Origin of the sequence: Bradyrhizobium sp. 159 (assembly GCF_023073795.1) — a bacterium.
Taxonomy (GTDB): domain Bacteria; phylum Pseudomonadota; class Alphaproteobacteria; order Rhizobiales; family Xanthobacteraceae; genus Bradyrhizobium.
The window spans coordinates 37,158-53,992 of the sequence record NZ_JADPKE010000058.1; the positions used below are offsets into that span (position 1 = coordinate 37,158).

Below are 16,835 nucleotides of genomic sequence, written 5' to 3' on the forward strand. Positions count from 1 at the left end.
TGTGACGAGAGTACTAGCTTCGAGCGCTGTCGCCGCGCTGCTGATCGCTACTCCGGCGGCTGCCGAAACCATCGTGGGCCGCGCCAGCGTGGTCGACGGCGACACGATCGAAATCCACGGCACGCGTATCCGACTGTGGGGGATCGACGCGCCCGAGAGCGATCAGCTCTGCCGCGGCGACGACAGCGAACTCTATCGATGCGGCCAAAAAGCTGCGGCCGCCTTGGCGGGTCTATTCTATGCGATCCCGCGGCCGGTGCTCTGCACGCCGAAGGATCGAGACCGATACGGCCGGGTTGTCGCCGTTTGCAAGCTGGGAGGGCCTGGGCCGGATATTGCGCATTGGATGGTCTCCAATGGGCATGCGCTCGATTGGCCCAAGTACTCCCACGGCCAATACACCGAAGCGCAGCAGCGCGCCGAGCGCGCCAATGCCGGCGTGTGGGCCGGGAGCTTCGTCGAGCCATGGCGATATCGGGCATGTACCACGGCAGGCCGGCGCCCGTTGGACTGCTCGGACGAAACGCCCCGGTGAAGTCGGCGGCTTAGCAATGGAAGAGACGAATGCAGTTGTGGACGTTCGCACCGCAGCAACGATGATCGTTGCGTGAAATCAGTCTTCCGATAATCTCATCGCATTAGCGGCCATTCATTTCAGCACCTTGGGAGATTGCCGTGAAGAACGATACAGCCGTTTACGATGCCTTTCGCGTTGACCCGATCAATGGCGGCGCGGAATGGGCCGGTCGCATGGGCACGCGCCACGCCATCGCCAGAGACGGCCTGACGATCGATCCTGCATCACTTGCTTATTGCCCGCACGAATGGCTGAACGAGAACGGCTATGTCGATCTTGAGCGGGTTCAGTCTTCGCCGCGCCTCTTCGCGCTTTGATGTCCGACAAAGATCAAACGCTTGCCGACGAAACGGCGATCAGACGCCTTCTAAGGCGCGCCGCTCCGCGTCCCCTTGCCGCGCAGCCGTCGACGCCGTTCGCAAAGGATAGCGATCCGAACCGCGAATTCGCACGCAGCTCGGAGCCGGCGAGCGTGTGGTTCTTCGTTTTCTTGCCTATTTTCATGCTGCTCTACGCGATCGTCGAGAAGATGCATGTGAGATGAGGGTTAGGTCAAAACTGAGGTGAGCTACCTTTCGCGGGCACAGCTGCCCGCGCCACGTACGATCAATTGTTCAGCAATGGCCTACATGTCACTCCGTAAATTCAACGCCGATACGGCTGCCTGAACGCCAGATTAAGCGGCAGTTCCTGTCGACGCCAAAACCGCACCGAGGGGATAGCGCTTGGTCCAGTCGCGGCCATTGCGAGATAGCAGGCTCACGCGCTTATCTTCGGCCTTGCGCCAGCACCTCGGACCGCTTCTTGGCATCACCCATGTATCGCGCCCGGAGGCCGAATACGAAGGCCACGTGAGAAGAAGTCGGCGCTGAAGAACCGAGAGAAGTACTTCGTCATCGACGGGGAAGCCGTGGTCCTCGGGGTGGACGGCATCTCGGACTTCAACGCGCTGCATTCGCGTAAGCACGATCATGAAGTCCAGCTCTACGCCTTCGACGTCCTCGCCATGGGCGGAGACGACTTGCGCGATCTGCCGCTGCATCTGCGCAAGATGAACCTCGCGCGCCTGCTGGCGCGCCGGCCGGACGGCATCACCGTTGCGCCGTTTGAGCGCGGCGAGATTGGGCCCGATCTATTCCGCGCGGCCTGCCGCATCGGACTTGAAGGGCTGGTCTCGAAACATCGCGATCGGCCGTACCGCGGCGGCCGGCAGAAGCACTGGATCAAGGTGAAGAACCGCACCCACCCAGCGATGGCAAGGGAGCTATGACAGGAACTGTGAGCCCTGACGCCAATTTGGAGTATTGCCAGCTCGCCACTAAAGCTGGCGGAGCGGCCCCCCGGCCTACCCCTCAAGAGCCTCCTGAAGCCGTGGCCGTGTCTCCGCCACAGCGGGCCCGGGTGTGCCCAGGCGCTCCGGCTTTCTGTCCCCTCGCAGCGTCCTTCTTAAATGATGACCATGCGAGGTCGAGGCGGAAGCGGGGCAACACGTTTCCAGAGGAGCGCGAGGTTGCCAGCCTGCGCGGCCTCGCGATTATGGGGCCGATCTCGGCGGATATGTTAACCGCGCTTCGCACCACCATCATGATCTTTTGACGTCTTATTCGGTTCGAGGCCGAGGTTAAGCAAAAATCGCTGAGCCTTCTGGTACTCTTCCTCGCAATCTTCGGACCACGGCGATTGGTTTCTGATCATTCTTTTGAAAGTGGTCAGCGTCTCAATCACCTGGATCACTTGATCACGCATGATGCCTCCTTGGCTCATCAGATGACTTGATATTCCTTGCGCCACTGGCTTGCTCGGACCACCACAAAGACGGCGACCACCCGATAGACGCTCGGTCTTGGCCTCAGTAATCCCAAGTGAGCCTTCATAACGCCAGTTAATTCTGGTTATTGCATTAATTTTAAATATCAGATAAATTGTTTAATTGGCAGGCCGCTCGGCGAGCGGAAACCTGAGCGTAACCTCGGAGAGGAGAGCACCGATGAAGCTCACTTGGGGCGTTCTTTCCGCAGCGGCATTTGCGTTGACACTGGCGATGACCGTGCCACCTGCATCGGCTTGCAATGGCAAAGGGAATTGCGAGAACGCGCCCGGCCAAACGAGGGGAGCCCCCGGACCGATTGCGGGCGCGGGCCTTCCTATCCTCGCGATTGGATACGGCGTGTACTGGCTAGTGAGACGGCGGCGGACGCGCTAGTTGCGCGTAGGCGTCCGTGACAAGTCGTCAGTTGGACAGTCCAAGGGCTCCTCCATGAACTGCTGATTGACGGCCGGAAGCAACGGTCGGTAATCCAGAATTAACCCGCGGCCGCGACATCAAGCTTAATTCCAGACGTTGATTGCAGCATCGCTGCGAAGCGTTACCTTGTGAGAGCCGGATGCCCCGTCCGGGTCCCCCCCAAGGCGAAGTCGTCGCGCCAACATATTCGGCGCGGCGCTTCGTTTGATCGCAGGCCGTTTCGTTTGAAAAAGCAGCCGGACCACGAACAGCTCGATCTATTGGAGATGCGCCGGCAACTCACGGCCCTGCGCTCGCAACACTCGGACAACCTTGCGATAGCATCGCTACTGAACCGCTTCCTCGTGAAGATTGCATTCCTCTCGGAGCCTACAGACCCGAGGCACGAACAGTATCTCCGATCTGAGTTCGCACAGGCGCTGAAGAAGGTGGAGGCGATCACCTCGCGCGAGCCAACAACGAAGCGGCCAGCACCCACTAAGCCATCCAAGTAACACTAACGATCGTATCTCATTGCGCTTGCCGGCAACTGCGCCATGCTGGATGCAGTCGCGAAGCCGTCCTTGTTTTGCGTACCGACGCCTTCGCGGCAAGGGGCCGCCGCCGTCACAAGCGACGGCCCCGCCCATGATAAGCTCTAGTGAGCGCGCCGCACCGCTTGGGGCACAGACGGCAGTCTCCGGGAAAACGGCTTGGCGATCGCGAGAACTGCGGCTTCGTCAGTTTCGAGCGCGATCTTCTGCGCGAGCATCACATCGCCAATTGCTAGGGCCCGGTCCGGGAGGAAGCACCACCCGATCTTAGGCTCCATTCTTTCATCAAGCTCCAAAACATTGCCCATGGTGCCTTGATGAATTCGGTATCGCCGGCCCGTATGAGAGCCTGTGACTTCAAAAAAACCATCGGCATCAAATTGCGCGCGCTGTTCTGAAGATAACCATTCTCGCAAAAGGCGACGCGCACGCGCTTCCGGGCCATTTTGCTCGTTGAAGTTCCGATAAAGCGCCCGGAGGGCTCGCAAGCGCGCACCCTGAGCGACGCCGTTGCGTCCGAACAAAAACATCTTCCGTGCTGCGACGCTTCTAACCGCCGACTAAGCGCGGATAGAACAGCGTTTCCTCCGCTGTGGGATCAAACGATCTTATCAGCTTGAGATCGCCGGCCGCCGTCCGAGTGGCAGCGGTAAATCCTTTGCCGGTCAGCTTTCTGAAGCGCTGCTCAGCGTCGGCGAGCCCATTGTGGTCGTCCCGGTCAAAAAAATGTCGGCTGTCGCCTGTGCTGTCCATTACGATCTGGGTAGCCATGGAAGAGAACTCCGCAATGCCTAGCCTATGATGGAGAAACCTCGCGGCGTGACAGTGTTCCTATTGCGGATAAATTTCATTGTGCGTTCTCGTTTGGGCCGTCCGCTGGCTTCGAGGAAATCGACGAAAACCTAATCCGCTGCGATCTGACGCCGGCGCAGCGGGCGAAACTGATCGCGAAGCGGAAGGCGGCTTATGAAGCCATGCACGGTTCGGCCAAGGCCGTCGGCGCCCGGGCGGCTAACAGGGCGATGGGACGCGGTAACGCAGCCGTCAAGTTGGCGGATGCGTCTTTCACCGCTGACACGGCCGCCAAGACCGGCAAGCCAGAACGATCGATCCAGCGCGACGCGACCCGCGCCAAGGCGCTAGGCGCCGATCTGGATCGGATCGCCGGACCCAATCGCTGGCCGCGATGCTTCGGTCAACGAGAGCGTCAGCGTTTATAAAGGTCTCGCTTCTTCCACGCTGCTCCCAAATCCGCGGCCTGATGTGATGCTCCCAATCTCGCGGAGCGATGCGGCGCCAGCACAGGGGGCGCGCCGTGAAGGCCGTATTCGTGATCGAAGAAGGCGCGGACAGCGCGCGTATACCGCCCGCCCATCAAGCCGTCGATTTTTGGAAAGCCGCGCCGTTCCAACAAGAGGACGATTGCTCGCCAATGCGTGTAGCTGCCGTGCCCTAGAACCGCCTCGCTCAGCGATCGTTCGTCCGCAAACAACGGCAGCTGCTCAAGAGTGACTATCGTTCTGCGCGTATCGCGCTTTGCTCGCCGCTGCTTTGCTTGCCCGGGTATCCCTTCATCGCGCAGGTCGTCAGGGTTGTTCACGACGGCGACGCCTCCTCACGGTCGGTTCCAGAGACTTTCCGAGCATGTCGCCAAATCGGCGCCGGACGCTGCCGGTTTCGGGATCATTCTTGTCCAGCGAGGCAAGCCAAGCGTCAAGCCGGACGCGCAGGTAGCGTCGGCCGCGCGTTGATTGCGTCAATTCGATCGGCTTGACCGGACAGACGTTCTTGAAGGTGTCGACCGACAGACCGCAATAGCTCGCGGCCTGATCCAGCCGCAGCGCGGCTGGCCAGAACGGCAAATCAGAAAATTCGATCATGACCGTGGCAGCGGGCTATCGGTCGCTCTTGACCGCTTTACTGGGGATCATAGTCACGCCCGCCGGTGGGCGGATCACTTTCCGGTGCTGATATCCGGACACAATATCGTCGTTGACGTCCTTTGCCCCGTAGACGAATTGCGGGTTGAACAGGCATTTGTCCGACGTCATTGCGACTTTCAGCTGGTCACAGTTCTTCTCTATCCACGCTCGTGCGGACGCCGGCTCAACAGCGGCGGTGAAGACGGCAAGGAAGACCGGACCGCTCGCCGTGCAACGGTAGTCTTCCACGTCGGCGTAGTAGCATCGCATCTTTCGAACTAAGATCGACTTGTCGAGATACTTTCGAGTGCCAATGAATAGGTCGCTAGGGTCAACGACCTTGTAATCGGTATCGGCTGATTTGCTTCCTGCCGGCGCGGAGGGCGCCGATTGCGCCGCGGCTGGCGAGCCGAGCAGGATCATGCTCGCTATCGTGGCGGCAAAAATATTTCGGATCATGGCATTTCCTTATCACTGGGGTCGCTGTGGGCGCGGCCGGCTGATTTCATGATGGAGCGCGGCACAAACGGCAATTAGCCGAAATGAGGGGGCGCAACACGGCTAACGGCGATCGTTCGCCAGCGCCGCCGTTCGATCGTATCGAAGCAGCATCGTTTCCCAAGACCCGGGCCGGTAAGCGGTCTGCAAAACCTTCTCCGGCGTCCATTCGACGTGCAGAACCGTCTTGCCGAGAAACTGGACGTCAAGCGCCGACGTCCGGTCCTCGTTGTCCATCGATCGCGACAGCGTCAACCGAAACTCGTTGTGGCGGACTTCCGACAACCGGTAGCGGCCGCCGGCACGATCGACGCAGCAACGTTCGCCGACCCGGCGCAGGATGCCGAGCGCGGCCCTGCTAAGAGACTTGATGCGTTCGGTGCGCTCGGCTTTCGTCATCGCTTAGAGCCCGGCAAGGCCGCGGACTTCCTGAACGAACCGCGTCAGATCTTCCGGCCGGTAGTGAAACAGGTCCGCCGGATCGGCGCCGCGCGCTAGAAGCAACTGCGCCTTGATCGCGAGGTCGGCGACGGACATCGCTGGCGCCATCAGAATTGCATCCGCGATATTCTCAACGGCGCCATGGGCGACGTCGCAGGCGGCTTCGGCCGCGTCGACCTTGTCGTCGGTAGCCCGTTCGGCCAGAGCATAGACGCGGCGCTTTTCAGCCAGGGCGACCTGATGGTCAGCGAAAAGCGTATCGATCGTTGAAGTCAGTCGGGTTAGGGTATTCGTGGCTTGCGGCATTGTTCATCCCAATGTTGCGGGTCAAGAGCCGTCGGCAGTTCGCGCTGCCGGCGGCTCGCTTCGACTACTGGAAGAATGCCACCGGGAACAAGAGGGAAGATTGCCGGGAAGACCGGGGCTTTTCCCGGCTCAAGGCTCGGCGGTCTTCGACCGCACCCGCGCTTCAATGCTGTCGGCAAGTCGCGCCAGATATTCTTCCGTCATCAGTTGAAGGCGTTCGTTCTGCGTCGGCGTGCGCACGGCGAAGCCTCCCCGTATCTCCTGCACCAATTCGCGCGCCAAGTCGGGGCTGAATGCCACCAACAGCGGCACGATGACTTCCGTCAGCACAGCGTCGGACGCGGCCTGTCGCGCCGCCAGATGCTCCACGTCGTTGCGAAGATCGGCCGTCACCTTCACCAACTCCCGCTTGCGCCGCCGTTACCAAACGCCGGCCGTGGCGCCGGCGCGGCCGCGTCCGGGGACGAATGGCCCAGCGATCCCGGGCCGCTGCTGTTGATCGATCCGCGGACCTGCGCGGATAGCTGCTGAACCTGCTGCACGACCTGAAGCAGTGTCGATCCGGGTTCGACGATGTTTTTGACGGTCACTTCGCCGGACACTTCGCCGGATACGTTGACCGGCTTGGACTGGTCGCCGGCGACGCCGGTTCCGTAGGTCATAGTTGACGTGATCTCCGGGGAGGGCGTTTCGTCATAGCCAAAGGCCCGGCGATAGACGTCGCGCATCGATCCGCGCTGAAGCCGCAGCCGCTGGCCGCTGGTCAAGCCCGTGTAGCCGGCGTCATCTACGGACTTGTGCATGGCGTAGAGGCCGCCAACGAGCGCTGCGCCGCCGGCGACCCAAGGGGCGGCCGCAGCGCCTGCCGTCCAGATGGCGCTGCCAAGGCCGCCAGTAGCCGCCGTGGTGGCCGCGGTCTTCGTGGCGGCGCCGACGCCAGCGGCGGCGGATAGCTCCGCAGCGGACGCCGACAGCGCCGCGGCGGACCCGTCCAGCGCGACAGCCGACGACGACAGGCCGAAGCCGCTGAAAAGGCTCTGCGCAAACTTGACGCCGCCGTAAAGACCACCGCCGGCAGCGACAGCAGCGCCCGCGCCGACGGCCCATGGCGGAAGCTCTGCGGTGCCTTGGACGCCTTTGCCGAGCATGTCGGTGGCCCACGTCAGGGGTCCACCCTTGCCTTCGTTGTCGAAGGCGCGGCCGATCGCGGTTTCGAGGTTCTTAATCGAGCCTTCCAACCGAGAAACAGCGCCGTCGAAGCCCGACATGCGTTCGCCGGCGATCTTCTCGGAATAGCCAGACGAATTATTTTCGATTTCGCCGATCACATGACGCAGCGTCCCTTCGTCGGACAGCGCGGTCGCGATGCGGCCGCCCTGCTTCGATCCGAACAGCGCGTTCGCCAGCGGCAGGTTGCCGGCCAGCTTCGGCATCAGGTCCTTGATCAGCGCGTTTGCGTCGACCGACTGGACGCTGGCGTTCCGGTAGCGCTGCGCGGCGCCTGCGATCGACTTCAGCGACTTCGCGTCATTGCCTTCAAGGCTGTCGCGGAGAAGCGACGTCACGGCCGGGCCGAACTTCGCCGGGTCCGCGATCACGTCCTTATTGCTGAAGATTTTTCCCAGCCCGGCCTTCGTCGCGCCGTTCAGCTTGACGCCGTACCGCGCGGCGACGTCGGCCGCGAACGGGTCGACGTCCAAATGGTCGCGCATGGTCTGGTAATTTTTGTAATCCATGCCGGCCGCGAGCAATGCGGTTTTGGCGCCGGCGGTCGGTGCCTGCGTCATCGCGGTCAGCGCGCGAAATGCCGTTCCCGCTTCGTCGCCGCGGATATTCGCTTTCTTCAAGACGCCGCCGAAACCGAGCAGGGATGCTTCCGAGATACCCGCCAGCCGCGCCGGCGTCGCGCCGAACTTGTATAGCTGCGAAATATCTTCCGGCGTCATGCCGGTCACTTTCGCCGCCTTGACCTGATAGTCCGCGGTCTGGCGCGCGGCCGCAAGCGCGGCTTCCTGCGTCGACGTGTCTTTCCGGAAGCCGAAGATCGCGCCTTCCATCTGCTTCACGGCGTCCGGCAGCGTCAGGTCCATGGACATGCCGAGCGCAGCGGCCGGTTCCATCATGCCCATGACCTGATTTTTATTCAGGCCGCGCGCGGCCAGTTCGCGCTGCGCTTCCAGAACCTGAACGTCGTTATATTTGGTCTTGGCGCCCATGTGGATCGCCTGCGCGACAAGCGGCGCCTGTTCGGCATCGGACAGGCCCATGACCGCCTTACCGAAGCGGCGTTCCTTGTCGAACTCGCGGTAAGTGTGCAGCACCTTGCCGGCGCCGCGCTTGGCTTCGTGGGCAAGCAAGCCGCCGGCCAGCCCGGCGGCGTTGGAAATCATCTGCCGCCGGCGCGCCGACCGTTCCGACTTCGCCGCCTGCCGATCCAGCGCCGCGTTCGTCCGGTCGACAGCGGCGCGCAACTTCTCTTGCTGCGAAACGGCCCGGTAGACCGGGACGCCGAATTCTTCAAGGCCACGCTTGGCGCCGACGAAGGCGGATCGCTGCCGTTCGAACGCAGCGGAGGCCCGCGAGACTGCGGCTTGCGCCTTCTCATAGCTACGCGCGAGCGCGTCCGCGTCGCCCTGTCCGCGCTTCATCGCGACCGCCGCCTTTTCAACGGCGACCTGCGCTTCGCGGAATTTCGTCCGGGCGCTGGAAAAGCCGTCCTTCGCCGCGCCGAAGCGATCGATCGCCGCCATTTGCTGTTGCGCCCGGGACAGCGACTTCGTCAGCGCGTCGACTTCCTTCGACGACTTCGCCGATTTTGCGATCCCTTCGATCTTCTTCGCGATCTTGTCGAAGACAGCGCCGGTTTTGTCTTCGGCGCTGATGCGCGCAACTGCTTCGATTATTTTGGCCATTCGCTAGGTCTCCGAAAAGTTGGGGCCGCTGGTCCTTCCCGTGTCGACCAGCGGCCCCCTAAACGACGCCCTTTCCGCCAAACAAGAAACGGCAAGGCGCCGAAGACATCACGCCGCCGCGTCGTCAGCTTCGGTGGTGACCGGCGGCGGCCACGTTGGATCGATTGGGATCAATTCGATCTGCGTCGACCGCGGCGGCTTCTTGCGCGGCGCGATCGCAGCGTCGACGTCGAGATCGGCAACGGCCTCAGTGGTCATGAGACTGCCGTCGAAGGCAAAGCCGGGACCGTCGAGATGCGGCAGACGGATCAACGAGAACAGATCGCCCGGCCAGTCGGCTAGCGTGCTCGGATGAAATTCGACTTCCTTGAATTTCCGCCGCGCGCAACGCCATCGGATGCCGGCGCCAGCCACGTGCAGATGGCCTGTGATGCTGTCGCTTGAAACGACAGCCGCCTGATCGCCAACTATGCGGCCATCGTCGGCCACCACCCACAGCTCGACCTCGCGCGATCGGACGTCTTTGCGAGGCTCGGCGCCGAAATCGCGCGCGACAATGTCAGCGAAGGGGACCGGCATTTCGCCTTCCGGCAGGTTTTCGTTCAGCCGCTTGGCATCGAGAGCCTGTTGCGCGGCTTCCTTCGCCAGCTTCAACAATTCGGCAGCGATCCGTTGCCCGTCTGTCTTGATACGCGCTGTCAGATCGTTGGCTGCCTTTCGGGCAGCCGCAATTTCCCGGCGGGCGGCGGCGTCGGCTTCTGCCTTGGCAGTTTCGGTGTCCGCGCTTTCCGTGACCGTCGCGAGCCTTTCGAGCCGATCCACTTCACCCGCTGCGGCGGCCCGCTTCGTCGACCAGGCCGCAAACCGCAGGCTGTCTGCCAAAGCGTCGGCTTCCTCCGCGTCGATCGCGGCCAGCTGATCGCGGGCGGCCTTCAGGTCCGCCCGCACGGCGGCGATCCGCTTGTCGACTTCTGATTTCCTGAACGGATTTCGCATCACTTACCCCCACCGATCTGCATCCCGCGCGACGCCAGAGACTTGTCCCAGAGGGACGACGTATCGGCGCTGTTGGCTTCGACCGTCGGCTGTTCGATCGAAAGCCCGAGAGGGCTTGCGCCTGCGCGGCCCGAAGCCGGAACGGTCGTCGCGGCAGCCAGAGCGGCCCGCGCTTGATCGACCGTTTGGTTCGTCGTCGTGGCAAGGGTCAGCGCCAGCTGTTCGCGGCCAGCGGCTTCGGGCGCACCCATGATCCGGGCCAAACGTCGCCGCTCGTCTGCCACCGCGGCGGCGACCGCGGCCTGAAGGCCGGACCGTGTGTAAGTGTTCTCTTCGCTCATGAAGGTTCCTCCAAAAAGGATCAGGAGAGGTCGACGCCTGAAAGGATTTCGGCCGGCGTCTCCTTGACGTTGATCGACGCGGCGTAACCCTGATTGCTGCGGCCTGCGAGCATCAGCCATGAACCGCTTTCGGTCCGGTAGATGTGCGTCACAGCGTCGAGGTTCACGTAGTAGGGGGTCCCATCGCTGTTCGTCAGTTTTCGCCAAGCCATCGCGTCCGCTCCTTCGACGCAATCAGCATCTCTGGTTCGGCCGCCGCCGATCAACGCGGAAGACGTCTCAACGCGTCTCAGGTCCCGGCTTTTTCGTCTCGTTACGTCTCATTCGAAGCGGCCGGCTTTGCAGAAAGCGTTCCAGGCGGGACTGGGAAATCAGGAAGCGCTGTTCGTCCACACGCCACAGCGAAAAGCCTTCTGGACTTCCGATCGGATGATCCTTGCAGAGCCGGTAGAGGGTCGGACGCGCGACACCGGTCAGGTGGACGGCGCGGCCGGGCGTGATCAAGTCGGCGATCGAGCTGTCCGAAATAGGTTCGGCGACGGTCGGGATGCGCGCTGCCGCGCGCAACGCCGCGAACCTATCGGCGATCGCCGACAGCAATTCCTGTTCTGCGGCGGTGATCAGCGCTTCGACGTCGATGATTGCCTGACAGTCGACCGCCGGCGGGTCAATCTGCGCCGCGGGGAACAGCGGCTTGCAGTGATCGGCCGCAATTTCGAACATGCGCAACCGCGCAAGTCGTGCTGAACGTTGAAACATTGCTTAGTCTCCGTCAAATGGATCGCGGCCGTTGGACAAAGCGCGCTCGGCGCGCGCGAAACGCGCGCGGCAACGGTCCATCGCGTCGTCGATTTGCTGCTGGATCGCGGTCCGGATCGCCAGATCGCGTGTCGAACCGGGCGCCACGCCCTCAAGCTCTGATCGGTACGTCCCTAAGATATCTTCGATGGCCGCCTTGGTGGCTTCAGCATCCCACAGCTGGCCTTCTTCGCGGGCCGTCCGCAGTTCGATCGCCTTCGCGCGCGCGTCTTGGACGCGCGCCGCGGCCGCCGACTGTGAGGACTTCCTCGTTTCGTCGCGCAGCCAGCGAATATAGGCGATCCGGCATGCGTCCAGATCAAGTTTCCGGCTCGGCAGCGGCTTGAACACGCCTTCGCCGACAAACTGCGCGACGCGGGGCTGGCTGATGTCGAGATGTGTCGCGATCTGCGCCTGAGAGGCACCGGGCGCGCCGGAAGGCCGCTTCGGTTTAGGCGGTTTTGAAGGCATCTTTCGTCGTTCTCCAATTACATAAACGGGAATTCAACCGGACTGGACATGCTCAGAAATCGGGGCGCTTCGTGCCGCACCTCATGCACTGGCCTCCACACGTTCCTTTGATGAGGGGGGAGGGGGGTAGGCCTTGCAGCCGCGGCCGTCTGTGCGTTTGCAGAAGCAGGCCACGGCAAAGGACCGTCGATCGGCGCGCGCATCAGCGGGCTCCCTAACGGCCCTGCCGCGCTACTGCGTCTCATCGCGGTGGCCCTGATCGTCCGCGACGGCGTCGTTCGTCTGTTCTGCCGTCGACTGGATCAGCTTGGGCGGTCGACCGCGGGGTGACGGGGCGACAGGCTTGATCGGTTCGCGGTGCTCGCCAGTTTCCCAGTCGGTCTTGTCAACGTTGGTCATCATTGTCCCTTTCGATCGCGAAGGTCTCCGGAATGTCATCGTTCATGGTGTGGTCTTCGTACCAACCGTCTTGATCCGCCGGACGCGCCGGAAGGCGCGCCGGCGCCGACGTGCAGCTTGATCGATCTTGGCTTGGACTGTGCAATGTGACGACCCACACGTCCCGACGGCTTCGGTCGCGGGTCATTGAGACCAAAGCGTCGCCCATCGTTCCAAAGAACGCGGCGTCGCCGTCTGGGGTCTTCCGCGAGCCGGAGGAGTTGGACGCCGTCGGTCATGATCTGACCGCGGTTCTGGCGGTGTCCATCTTCGGTCCGGGTGTCTGCCCGTCGCCGGCGCGCCCGAAGGCGCGTCCGGCGCTCGCAGGACCTGTTGCGACCTGATGCGGGCGAGGTGCGCGCGGCCGAAAGGTGCCCAGCGAGTTGGCAGCAATCTTCTTTAAGTAAGAAGAATTGGTGGACACGCGATTTGGATATCGATATCCGACTTGCGTGCGCAGCCTCAAATTCAGGCTGCGCACGGCTTTATGATATCGTGCGGATATCGATATCAAGAAACGTGTCCAGCCTGAAATTTGATAAGTCATAAGCATCAGCGGGCGCTTCGTTTGGCGATCTGCGCGATCGGCATCTTCGGCCCGGGTAGGACGCGCTTTTGAAGCCAGCCTTCGCTGATGCCGTGTTCGATCGCGCGATGGACGGCAGCGGCGAGGGTTTTGCCGGTCAAGCGGCCAAAGGCGATCGTCTTTCCGCGCCCCAGTTCACCGCAGATTGCCCGGACGTCGATCCATTCGCCGGGAGGCAACATCTGGCCTATCGCGTCCGCCCGGCGGGCGGCCGCGGTTACATCAGGCTTTCGGCGAAGGCGTTCGCGAAGCCGGCGCCGCTGCTCGCGTTCGCGCTGCTTTTCTTTCCGGATCGCCTTTCGCCCGGCGGCGTCGACGTCGATCGAACCGATCGTCGTGAGCCCTAACGCGGTGCGCTTGGCATATGTGATCCCGAAATCGAATGCGAGTTCGTCTGCGCCCCAGAACTTGGTCGACGCGAAAGCGGCTTCCTTCGCGGCGCTGCGCTCCGCGATCGACATCCAATGGGCGCGAAATTCCAGAAAGCTGTCCATGCGCTGCTCTGCGCCGGCCCCAGTCCGGGCCGTGTGAACCAGCCACACATGAGCGGCGTATCGGCCGTCATCGGACGGCGGCAGTACCAGGCCGTAGCTGTCGCGATAGACCTTGTTCAGATCGCGTACCCGAAGCGGCGCGATATTGTCGCGATCCGTTTCCTTGTCGGCTGCTTTGGTCGTCTCATTCGCCGGGGCAAGCCGGCGAGCGGCTGCGGTGCTCATTGTTCACCGCCCGGCGTCAGAACCTGCTTCCATAGCTCGGCGCGAACGCGCCCTTCGATGTTTCGCACCTCCCGATCGGCATCAGCCGGGTCGACACCCAGTTCGTCCAGCACGCGGCGGATGGCGAGCAGGTTCCTTTGAACGTGGGCTTCACCGCGCTCGGCGTCCAAGCTCAGCACGAATTCGACGTGACGGCGCACGTAGGCTTCATCGCGGAAGCGGCCGGGCAAGAGCACGACCTTCTTCGGCTGGGCGATGTGAACACGAAGCCTTGCGGGGTCTCCATGTTGGCGATGCGGGGCCAATTCGCGCCGCGCATCCCGCACCGCGCGCAGCACGGTTGTCTTCTCGGTCATGCCACACCCCACGCTGGCCGGTCTTGCAGCACGATCCGCCAAGCGGACCGCGCGAAGTCGCGAGTGTGACGGTCGATTTCATCGTCACCGATGCCGAGGTCGGAAAGCCGCGATGCTTCAAGCCAAAGATGGTCGAACAATTCCTGTTCGGCGCCTTCCAGCGTCGATCGCTTGCGCATCTGCCCGACAACGAATGCCACGACCTTGCGATGTCGGGCCGGAGGGACGACAAAGACCTGCGCGATCGCGGCTTTACGGCGTCGGCCGCGCCGTCGGGCGCGGCTTCGATCAGTCGGGAATTTCAGAAGATCGCCCATCTTGAACCTCGCGTCAGGGAAGGGCGGCGCGCTGGTGAAAGAGGGAAACCCGGCGCGCCGCCGGTGCGCCGCCGTACATCCGGGCGGGCAAACGCCGGCGGTCACGCCCCGCCGGCGCAGAGGGTCAGGCGCCGCGTTGGGCCTTGATCCGTTCAAGCCGATCGGCGGACACCTCGTACACCGCACTGACATTTTCCGGATCGCCGCGGAGCAGCTGATATAGGTCCTCGACCGGAACGGCCGATGACCTGCCGTTCTTGCGAAGGCGGATCGTGCCGTCTTTGACCAAGTCGTAGAACCGGGTCATGCCGATCCCGGCGACCTGACAGAACTGCTTCGGGCTAACGTTGAGTGGCAAATTGTAGATCTTGATGACGTCTGCGATCGTCATATCGCTGTTCATTTTTGTCGCTCATTTCCGCAATCACGCGCTGTCGATCGCTGAAAGGTGCAGAGCTTCGACATGAATTTCAACGGGGACAAGCCCGGGACAAATTCCTGAGTAAGCTTGGCGTTGTCGTTGTGATTTTCGCTAAAGCGTTCGATGTCCGATCAAATCAGACGGACCGCAAAAACCTGACCTGTCTTAAAATTATTTTTGTCCCCCCATAATGTCCCGCTCTTGTCCCCCCATTTGTCCCCCTAATTCCGGGAGCTTTACCGGAATTTGAGCCTCGCTCGACAGAAGGCGAAGGCGACGCAAACGTGATTTGCGAGAAGTGACCCGGGGCGTCTAGCCGGGGTCAGGCAAACACGATGGTCGCTTGTCGGGGTAATCGCACGGGCTGGGCTAGACGCCAGCGCGTCGCCGACGGTGACGCACCGGCGGCCACGGTGGCAAACGTCCATGGTGTCGACCTTTGCGGCCTTACCTCTTTCAGCGAAGAACTTCTTCACACGCTGGACGCGTGGCATTCCCGGCATTGATCTTGCGACGACTTCCCGCGCGCTTCGTCGCCGACGTGGACGGACCATATGTCGACGACGAAAATGGTCGGTGAGAAGCTGAGCCCGGTACTTCTGAAGTCACGCCGACCGCGACCGCCGCGCCTTCGCGATCGGGACAACATTGCCGGACTTGCGCAGGTCGTCCAGATAATCCGCCCACCACTGAGCGAGACGGGCTCGGTCTGCGTCGTAAGTGGCCCGGTTGTAGATGCTGCGAATTTGGTTGCCGTCGCTGTGGGCCAGCGCTGCTTCGATAACGTCAGCATCAAAGAGCCGCGAGCTATTCGCTAGGGTCGAGAAGGACGATCGGAAGCCGTGGGGGACGTGCGTGTCGCTCGAATACCCAAGCCGGCGGAGAGCAGAACCCAGCGCGCCTTCGGACATCGGCCGCAATGCAGGTCGCTTCGACGGCATGCCATCCCTGCCGATCAGGCGGCGAGGCTGCGCGTTAGGGAACACATAGTCGGCGCCGACCTCGGCGTGCATCGATGACCAGCCGGTGCTCCCGCGCAGTTCTGCGATGATGGCGATCGCCTGTTGGGATAGCGGGACTTTGTGTTCCCTGCGCATCTTCATCACGTTGGGTGGCAGCGTGATGGCGGGATTGGCGATATCGTCAGTCACCCATGACCACCGCAGCTGCCGCAGTTCACCCGGCCGCAGTGCAGTCAGGGCGAGGAGTTGCAAGGCAAGCCGCGTCTCTTTGGTGCCGTCGTAACCATCGATTGAGCGGAGGAGGGCGCCGAAAGCTTTCGGCTCGACGATGGCGGCGTAGCTTCTCGTTTGCGGTGGTATCAAGTGGCCGGACTTTACAAAAGCCGCCGCCGGGTCGAATTCGCGCAGGCCCTCCGCGACCGCATACGAGAACACACGGCTAAGCGTCGCCCGGCATCGCTTCGTCGTCTCGTACCGGTTCTTTCCATGTCGGCCGGTCGCTTCCACTTTACGGAGCGCCTCCAGCACGTTTGCGGACGTGATGGCGCCGATCTGAAGCTGGCCGATCTGCGGTCGGACGAGGTCGATTATCCACGTCAACTTGTCCAGCGTGGTCGCGCTCTTGTCCGTCTCGCGCTGGTTGGCCAGCCACGCATCGGCCAGCGCATTGAACGTCGTCAGGGGGGCCGCTAAAGCCGCTCTCTCGTCGGCCTTCCGCTTTTCAGACGGATCGATCCCAGCCGCCAGCAACCGCTTGTTCGCGTCGCGCGCGTCGCGCGCGGCCGCGAGGCTGACGAGGGGATATTTCCCAAGCGAGAGTAGTTTTTGCTTGCCGGCGAACCGAAACGCATGCCTCCACAATTTCGATCCGTTGGCTTCGACAAGCAAGTAAAGGCCGCCGGCGTCGGACAGTTTGTAGGCTTTGTCCCTCTTCTTCGCGCCGCGGACGGCTACATCGGTCAGTGGCATTGATCGTCCCCCTGCTGTGTCTCTCCC

General features: G+C 62.4%; 24 protein-coding genes. 3 read left to right on the forward strand and 21 right to left on the reverse strand.

The genetic code is table 11. The annotated features are described in order from the left end of the window. Position 1 precedes the first annotated feature (1 nt). The 3 genes from IVA96_RS15790 to IVA96_RS15800 all read left to right on the forward strand — a co-directional run bounded on the left by IVA96_RS15790 (position 2) and on the right by IVA96_RS15800 (position 1,847). A complete protein-coding gene (locus IVA96_RS15790) occupies positions 2-535 on the forward strand; it encodes a thermonuclease family protein (protein ID WP_247418153.1) in 534 nt (177 codons plus the stop codon). A 140-nt stretch (positions 536-675) separates the two neighbouring features. Then, positions 676-894 carry a hypothetical protein gene (locus IVA96_RS15795; protein ID WP_247418155.1) on the forward strand — a complete coding sequence of 73 codons (219 nt, stop codon included), beginning with the start codon at positions 676-678 and terminating at the stop codon, positions 892-894. A 593-nt stretch (positions 895-1,487) separates the two neighbouring features. Then, complete coding sequence (locus IVA96_RS15800) at positions 1,488-1,847, forward strand: hypothetical protein (protein ID WP_346347900.1); 360 nt, start codon at positions 1,488-1,490, stop codon at positions 1,845-1,847. 290 nt (positions 1,848-2,137) lie between these two features. Here IVA96_RS15800 and IVA96_RS15805 read toward each other — a convergent pair whose 3' ends face one another. From IVA96_RS15805 to IVA96_RS15905, 21 genes are all read right to left on the reverse strand, one after another. Further along, on the reverse strand, positions 2,138-2,323 hold the full coding sequence (locus IVA96_RS15805) for a hypothetical protein (protein WP_247418157.1): 186 nt from the start codon (positions 2,321-2,323) through the stop codon (positions 2,138-2,140). 1,136 nt (positions 2,324-3,459) lie between these two features. Continuing rightward, positions 3,460-3,885 carry a hypothetical protein gene (locus tag IVA96_RS15810; RefSeq protein WP_247418159.1) on the reverse strand — a complete coding sequence of 142 codons (426 nt, stop codon included), beginning with the start codon at positions 3,883-3,885 and terminating at the stop codon, positions 3,460-3,462. A 19-nt stretch (positions 3,886-3,904) separates the two neighbouring features. Continuing rightward, entirely contained in the window at positions 3,905-4,126 is a 222-nt protein-coding gene (locus IVA96_RS15815; protein ID WP_247418161.1) for a hypothetical protein, read from the reverse strand. Positions 4,127-4,562: 436 nt separating this feature from the next. Continuing rightward, positions 4,563-4,955: a hypothetical protein gene (locus tag IVA96_RS15820; protein ID WP_247418163.1), complete on the reverse strand. Its 393-nt coding sequence runs from the start codon at positions 4,953-4,955 to the stop codon at positions 4,563-4,565. Continuing rightward, positions 4,942-5,235: a hypothetical protein gene (locus IVA96_RS15825; RefSeq protein ID WP_247418165.1), complete on the reverse strand. Its 294-nt coding sequence runs from the start codon at positions 5,233-5,235 to the stop codon at positions 4,942-4,944. The genes IVA96_RS15820 and IVA96_RS15825 overlap by 14 nt, the downstream gene beginning before the upstream one ends. 15 nt (positions 5,236-5,250) lie before the next feature. Next, the gene (locus tag IVA96_RS15830; RefSeq protein WP_247418167.1) at positions 5,251-5,736 is read right to left on the reverse strand and encodes a hypothetical protein; all 486 of its coding nucleotides are present in this window, start codon (positions 5,734-5,736) and stop codon (positions 5,251-5,253) included. 102 nt (positions 5,737-5,838) lie between these two features. After that, positions 5,839-6,174 carry a hypothetical protein gene (locus tag IVA96_RS15835; protein WP_247418169.1) on the reverse strand — a complete coding sequence of 112 codons (336 nt, stop codon included), beginning with the start codon at positions 6,172-6,174 and terminating at the stop codon, positions 5,839-5,841. A 3-nt stretch (positions 6,175-6,177) separates the two neighbouring features. Next, positions 6,178-6,522, reverse strand: a complete 345-nt coding sequence (locus tag IVA96_RS15840) for a hypothetical protein (RefSeq protein ID WP_247418174.1) — start codon at positions 6,520-6,522, stop codon at positions 6,178-6,180. Positions 6,523-6,651: 129 nt separating this feature from the next. Beyond that, complete coding sequence (locus tag IVA96_RS15845) at positions 6,652-6,915, reverse strand: hypothetical protein (protein ID WP_247418180.1); 264 nt, start codon at positions 6,913-6,915, stop codon at positions 6,652-6,654. Between the two features lie 2 nt (positions 6,916-6,917). Next, a complete protein-coding gene (locus IVA96_RS15850; RefSeq protein ID WP_247418181.1) occupies positions 6,918-9,434 on the reverse strand; it encodes a phage tail tape measure protein in 2,517 nt (838 codons plus the stop codon). A 108-nt stretch (positions 9,435-9,542) separates the two neighbouring features. Next, entirely contained in the window at positions 9,543-10,430 is an 888-nt protein-coding gene (locus tag IVA96_RS15855) for a hypothetical protein (RefSeq protein ID WP_247418182.1), read from the reverse strand. Then, positions 10,430-10,771, reverse strand: a complete 342-nt coding sequence (locus IVA96_RS15860) for a hypothetical protein (protein ID WP_247418183.1) — start codon at positions 10,769-10,771, stop codon at positions 10,430-10,432. The genes IVA96_RS15855 and IVA96_RS15860 overlap by 1 nt, the downstream gene beginning before the upstream one ends. A 20-nt stretch (positions 10,772-10,791) precedes the next feature. After that, the gene (locus IVA96_RS15865; protein WP_247418184.1) at positions 10,792-10,983 is read right to left on the reverse strand and encodes a hypothetical protein; all 192 of its coding nucleotides are present in this window, start codon (positions 10,981-10,983) and stop codon (positions 10,792-10,794) included. 67 nt (positions 10,984-11,050) lie between these two features. Next, complete coding sequence (locus tag IVA96_RS15870; RefSeq protein ID WP_247280924.1) at positions 11,051-11,494, reverse strand: hypothetical protein; 444 nt, start codon at positions 11,492-11,494, stop codon at positions 11,051-11,053. Between the two features lie 39 nt (positions 11,495-11,533). Then, positions 11,534-12,040: a hypothetical protein gene (locus IVA96_RS15875; RefSeq protein WP_247280925.1), complete on the reverse strand. Its 507-nt coding sequence runs from the start codon at positions 12,038-12,040 to the stop codon at positions 11,534-11,536. 231 nt (positions 12,041-12,271) lie between these two features. After that, positions 12,272-12,442, reverse strand: a complete 171-nt coding sequence (locus IVA96_RS15880) for a hypothetical protein (RefSeq protein WP_247280926.1) — start codon at positions 12,440-12,442, stop codon at positions 12,272-12,274. A 588-nt stretch (positions 12,443-13,030) separates the two neighbouring features. Beyond that, complete coding sequence (locus IVA96_RS15885) at positions 13,031-13,783, reverse strand: hypothetical protein (protein ID WP_247280927.1); 753 nt, start codon at positions 13,781-13,783, stop codon at positions 13,031-13,033. Further along, on the reverse strand, positions 13,780-14,139 hold the full coding sequence (locus IVA96_RS15890) for a DUF6074 family protein (RefSeq protein ID WP_247280928.1): 360 nt from the start codon (positions 14,137-14,139) through the stop codon (positions 13,780-13,782). Before IVA96_RS15890 ends, IVA96_RS15885 begins: the two co-directional genes overlap by 4 nt. After that, positions 14,136-14,456: a hypothetical protein gene (locus IVA96_RS15895; protein ID WP_247280929.1), complete on the reverse strand. Its 321-nt coding sequence runs from the start codon at positions 14,454-14,456 to the stop codon at positions 14,136-14,138. The genes IVA96_RS15890 and IVA96_RS15895 overlap by 4 nt, the downstream gene beginning before the upstream one ends. 124 nt (positions 14,457-14,580) lie before the next feature. Beyond that, positions 14,581-14,859, reverse strand: coding sequence for a hypothetical protein (locus IVA96_RS15900; protein WP_247280930.1), 279 nt, complete (start codon positions 14,857-14,859; stop codon positions 14,581-14,583). 623 nt (positions 14,860-15,482) lie between these two features. Then, entirely contained in the window at positions 15,483-16,808 is a 1,326-nt protein-coding gene (locus tag IVA96_RS15905; RefSeq protein ID WP_247280931.1) for an integrase arm-type DNA-binding domain-containing protein, read from the reverse strand. Between the last annotated feature and the right edge of the window lie 27 nt (positions 16,809-16,835).

What these genes read in the sequence shown, in the direction of transcription:
- IVA96_RS15805 (WP_247418157.1), bottom strand. Translation starts at nt 2,323, where the DNA reads ATGCGTGATCAAGTGATCCAGGTGATTGAGACGCTGACCACTTTCAAA.
- IVA96_RS15810 (WP_247418159.1), bottom strand. Translation starts at nt 3,885, where the DNA reads ATGTTTTTGTTCGGACGCAACGGCGTCGCTCAGGGTGCGCGCTTGCGA.
- IVA96_RS15815 (WP_247418161.1), bottom strand. Translation starts at nt 4,126, where the DNA reads ATGGCTACCCAGATCGTAATGGACAGCACAGGCGACAGCCGACATTTT.
- IVA96_RS15825 (WP_247418165.1), bottom strand. Translation starts at nt 5,235, where the DNA reads ATGATCGAATTTTCTGATTTGCCGTTCTGGCCAGCCGCGCTGCGGCTG.
- IVA96_RS15830 (WP_247418167.1), bottom strand. Translation starts at nt 5,736, where the DNA reads ATGATCCGAAATATTTTTGCCGCCACGATAGCGAGCATGATCCTGCTC.
- IVA96_RS15835 (WP_247418169.1), bottom strand. Translation starts at nt 6,174, where the DNA reads ATGACGAAAGCCGAGCGCACCGAACGCATCAAGTCTCTTAGCAGGGCC.
- IVA96_RS15840 (WP_247418174.1), bottom strand. Translation starts at nt 6,522, where the DNA reads ATGCCGCAAGCCACGAATACCCTAACCCGACTGACTTCAACGATCGAT.
- IVA96_RS15850 (WP_247418181.1), bottom strand. Translation starts at nt 9,434, where the DNA reads ATGGCCAAAATAATCGAAGCAGTTGCGCGCATCAGCGCCGAAGACAAA.
- IVA96_RS15855 (WP_247418182.1), bottom strand. Translation starts at nt 10,430, where the DNA reads ATGCGAAATCCGTTCAGGAAATCAGAAGTCGACAAGCGGATCGCCGCC.
- IVA96_RS15860 (WP_247418183.1), bottom strand. Translation starts at nt 10,771, where the DNA reads ATGAGCGAAGAGAACACTTACACACGGTCCGGCCTTCAGGCCGCGGTC.
- IVA96_RS15865 (WP_247418184.1), bottom strand. Translation starts at nt 10,983, where the DNA reads ATGGCTTGGCGAAAACTGACGAACAGCGATGGGACCCCCTACTACGTG.
- IVA96_RS15870 (WP_247280924.1), bottom strand. Translation starts at nt 11,494, where the DNA reads ATGTTCGAAATTGCGGCCGATCACTGCAAGCCGCTGTTCCCCGCGGCG.
- IVA96_RS15875 (WP_247280925.1), bottom strand. Translation starts at nt 12,040, where the DNA reads ATGCCTTCAAAACCGCCTAAACCGAAGCGGCCTTCCGGCGCGCCCGGT.
- IVA96_RS15880 (WP_247280926.1), bottom strand. Translation starts at nt 12,442, where the DNA reads ATGATGACCAACGTTGACAAGACCGACTGGGAAACTGGCGAGCACCGC.
- IVA96_RS15885 (WP_247280927.1), bottom strand. Translation starts at nt 13,783, where the DNA reads ATGAGCACCGCAGCCGCTCGCCGGCTTGCCCCGGCGAATGAGACGACC.
- IVA96_RS15890 (WP_247280928.1), bottom strand. Translation starts at nt 14,139, where the DNA reads ATGACCGAGAAGACAACCGTGCTGCGCGCGGTGCGGGATGCGCGGCGC.
- IVA96_RS15895 (WP_247280929.1), bottom strand. Translation starts at nt 14,456, where the DNA reads ATGGGCGATCTTCTGAAATTCCCGACTGATCGAAGCCGCGCCCGACGG.
- IVA96_RS15900 (WP_247280930.1), bottom strand. Translation starts at nt 14,859, where the DNA reads ATGAACAGCGATATGACGATCGCAGACGTCATCAAGATCTACAATTTG.
- IVA96_RS15905 (WP_247280931.1), bottom strand. Translation starts at nt 16,808, where the DNA reads ATGCCACTGACCGATGTAGCCGTCCGCGGCGCGAAGAAGAGGGACAAA.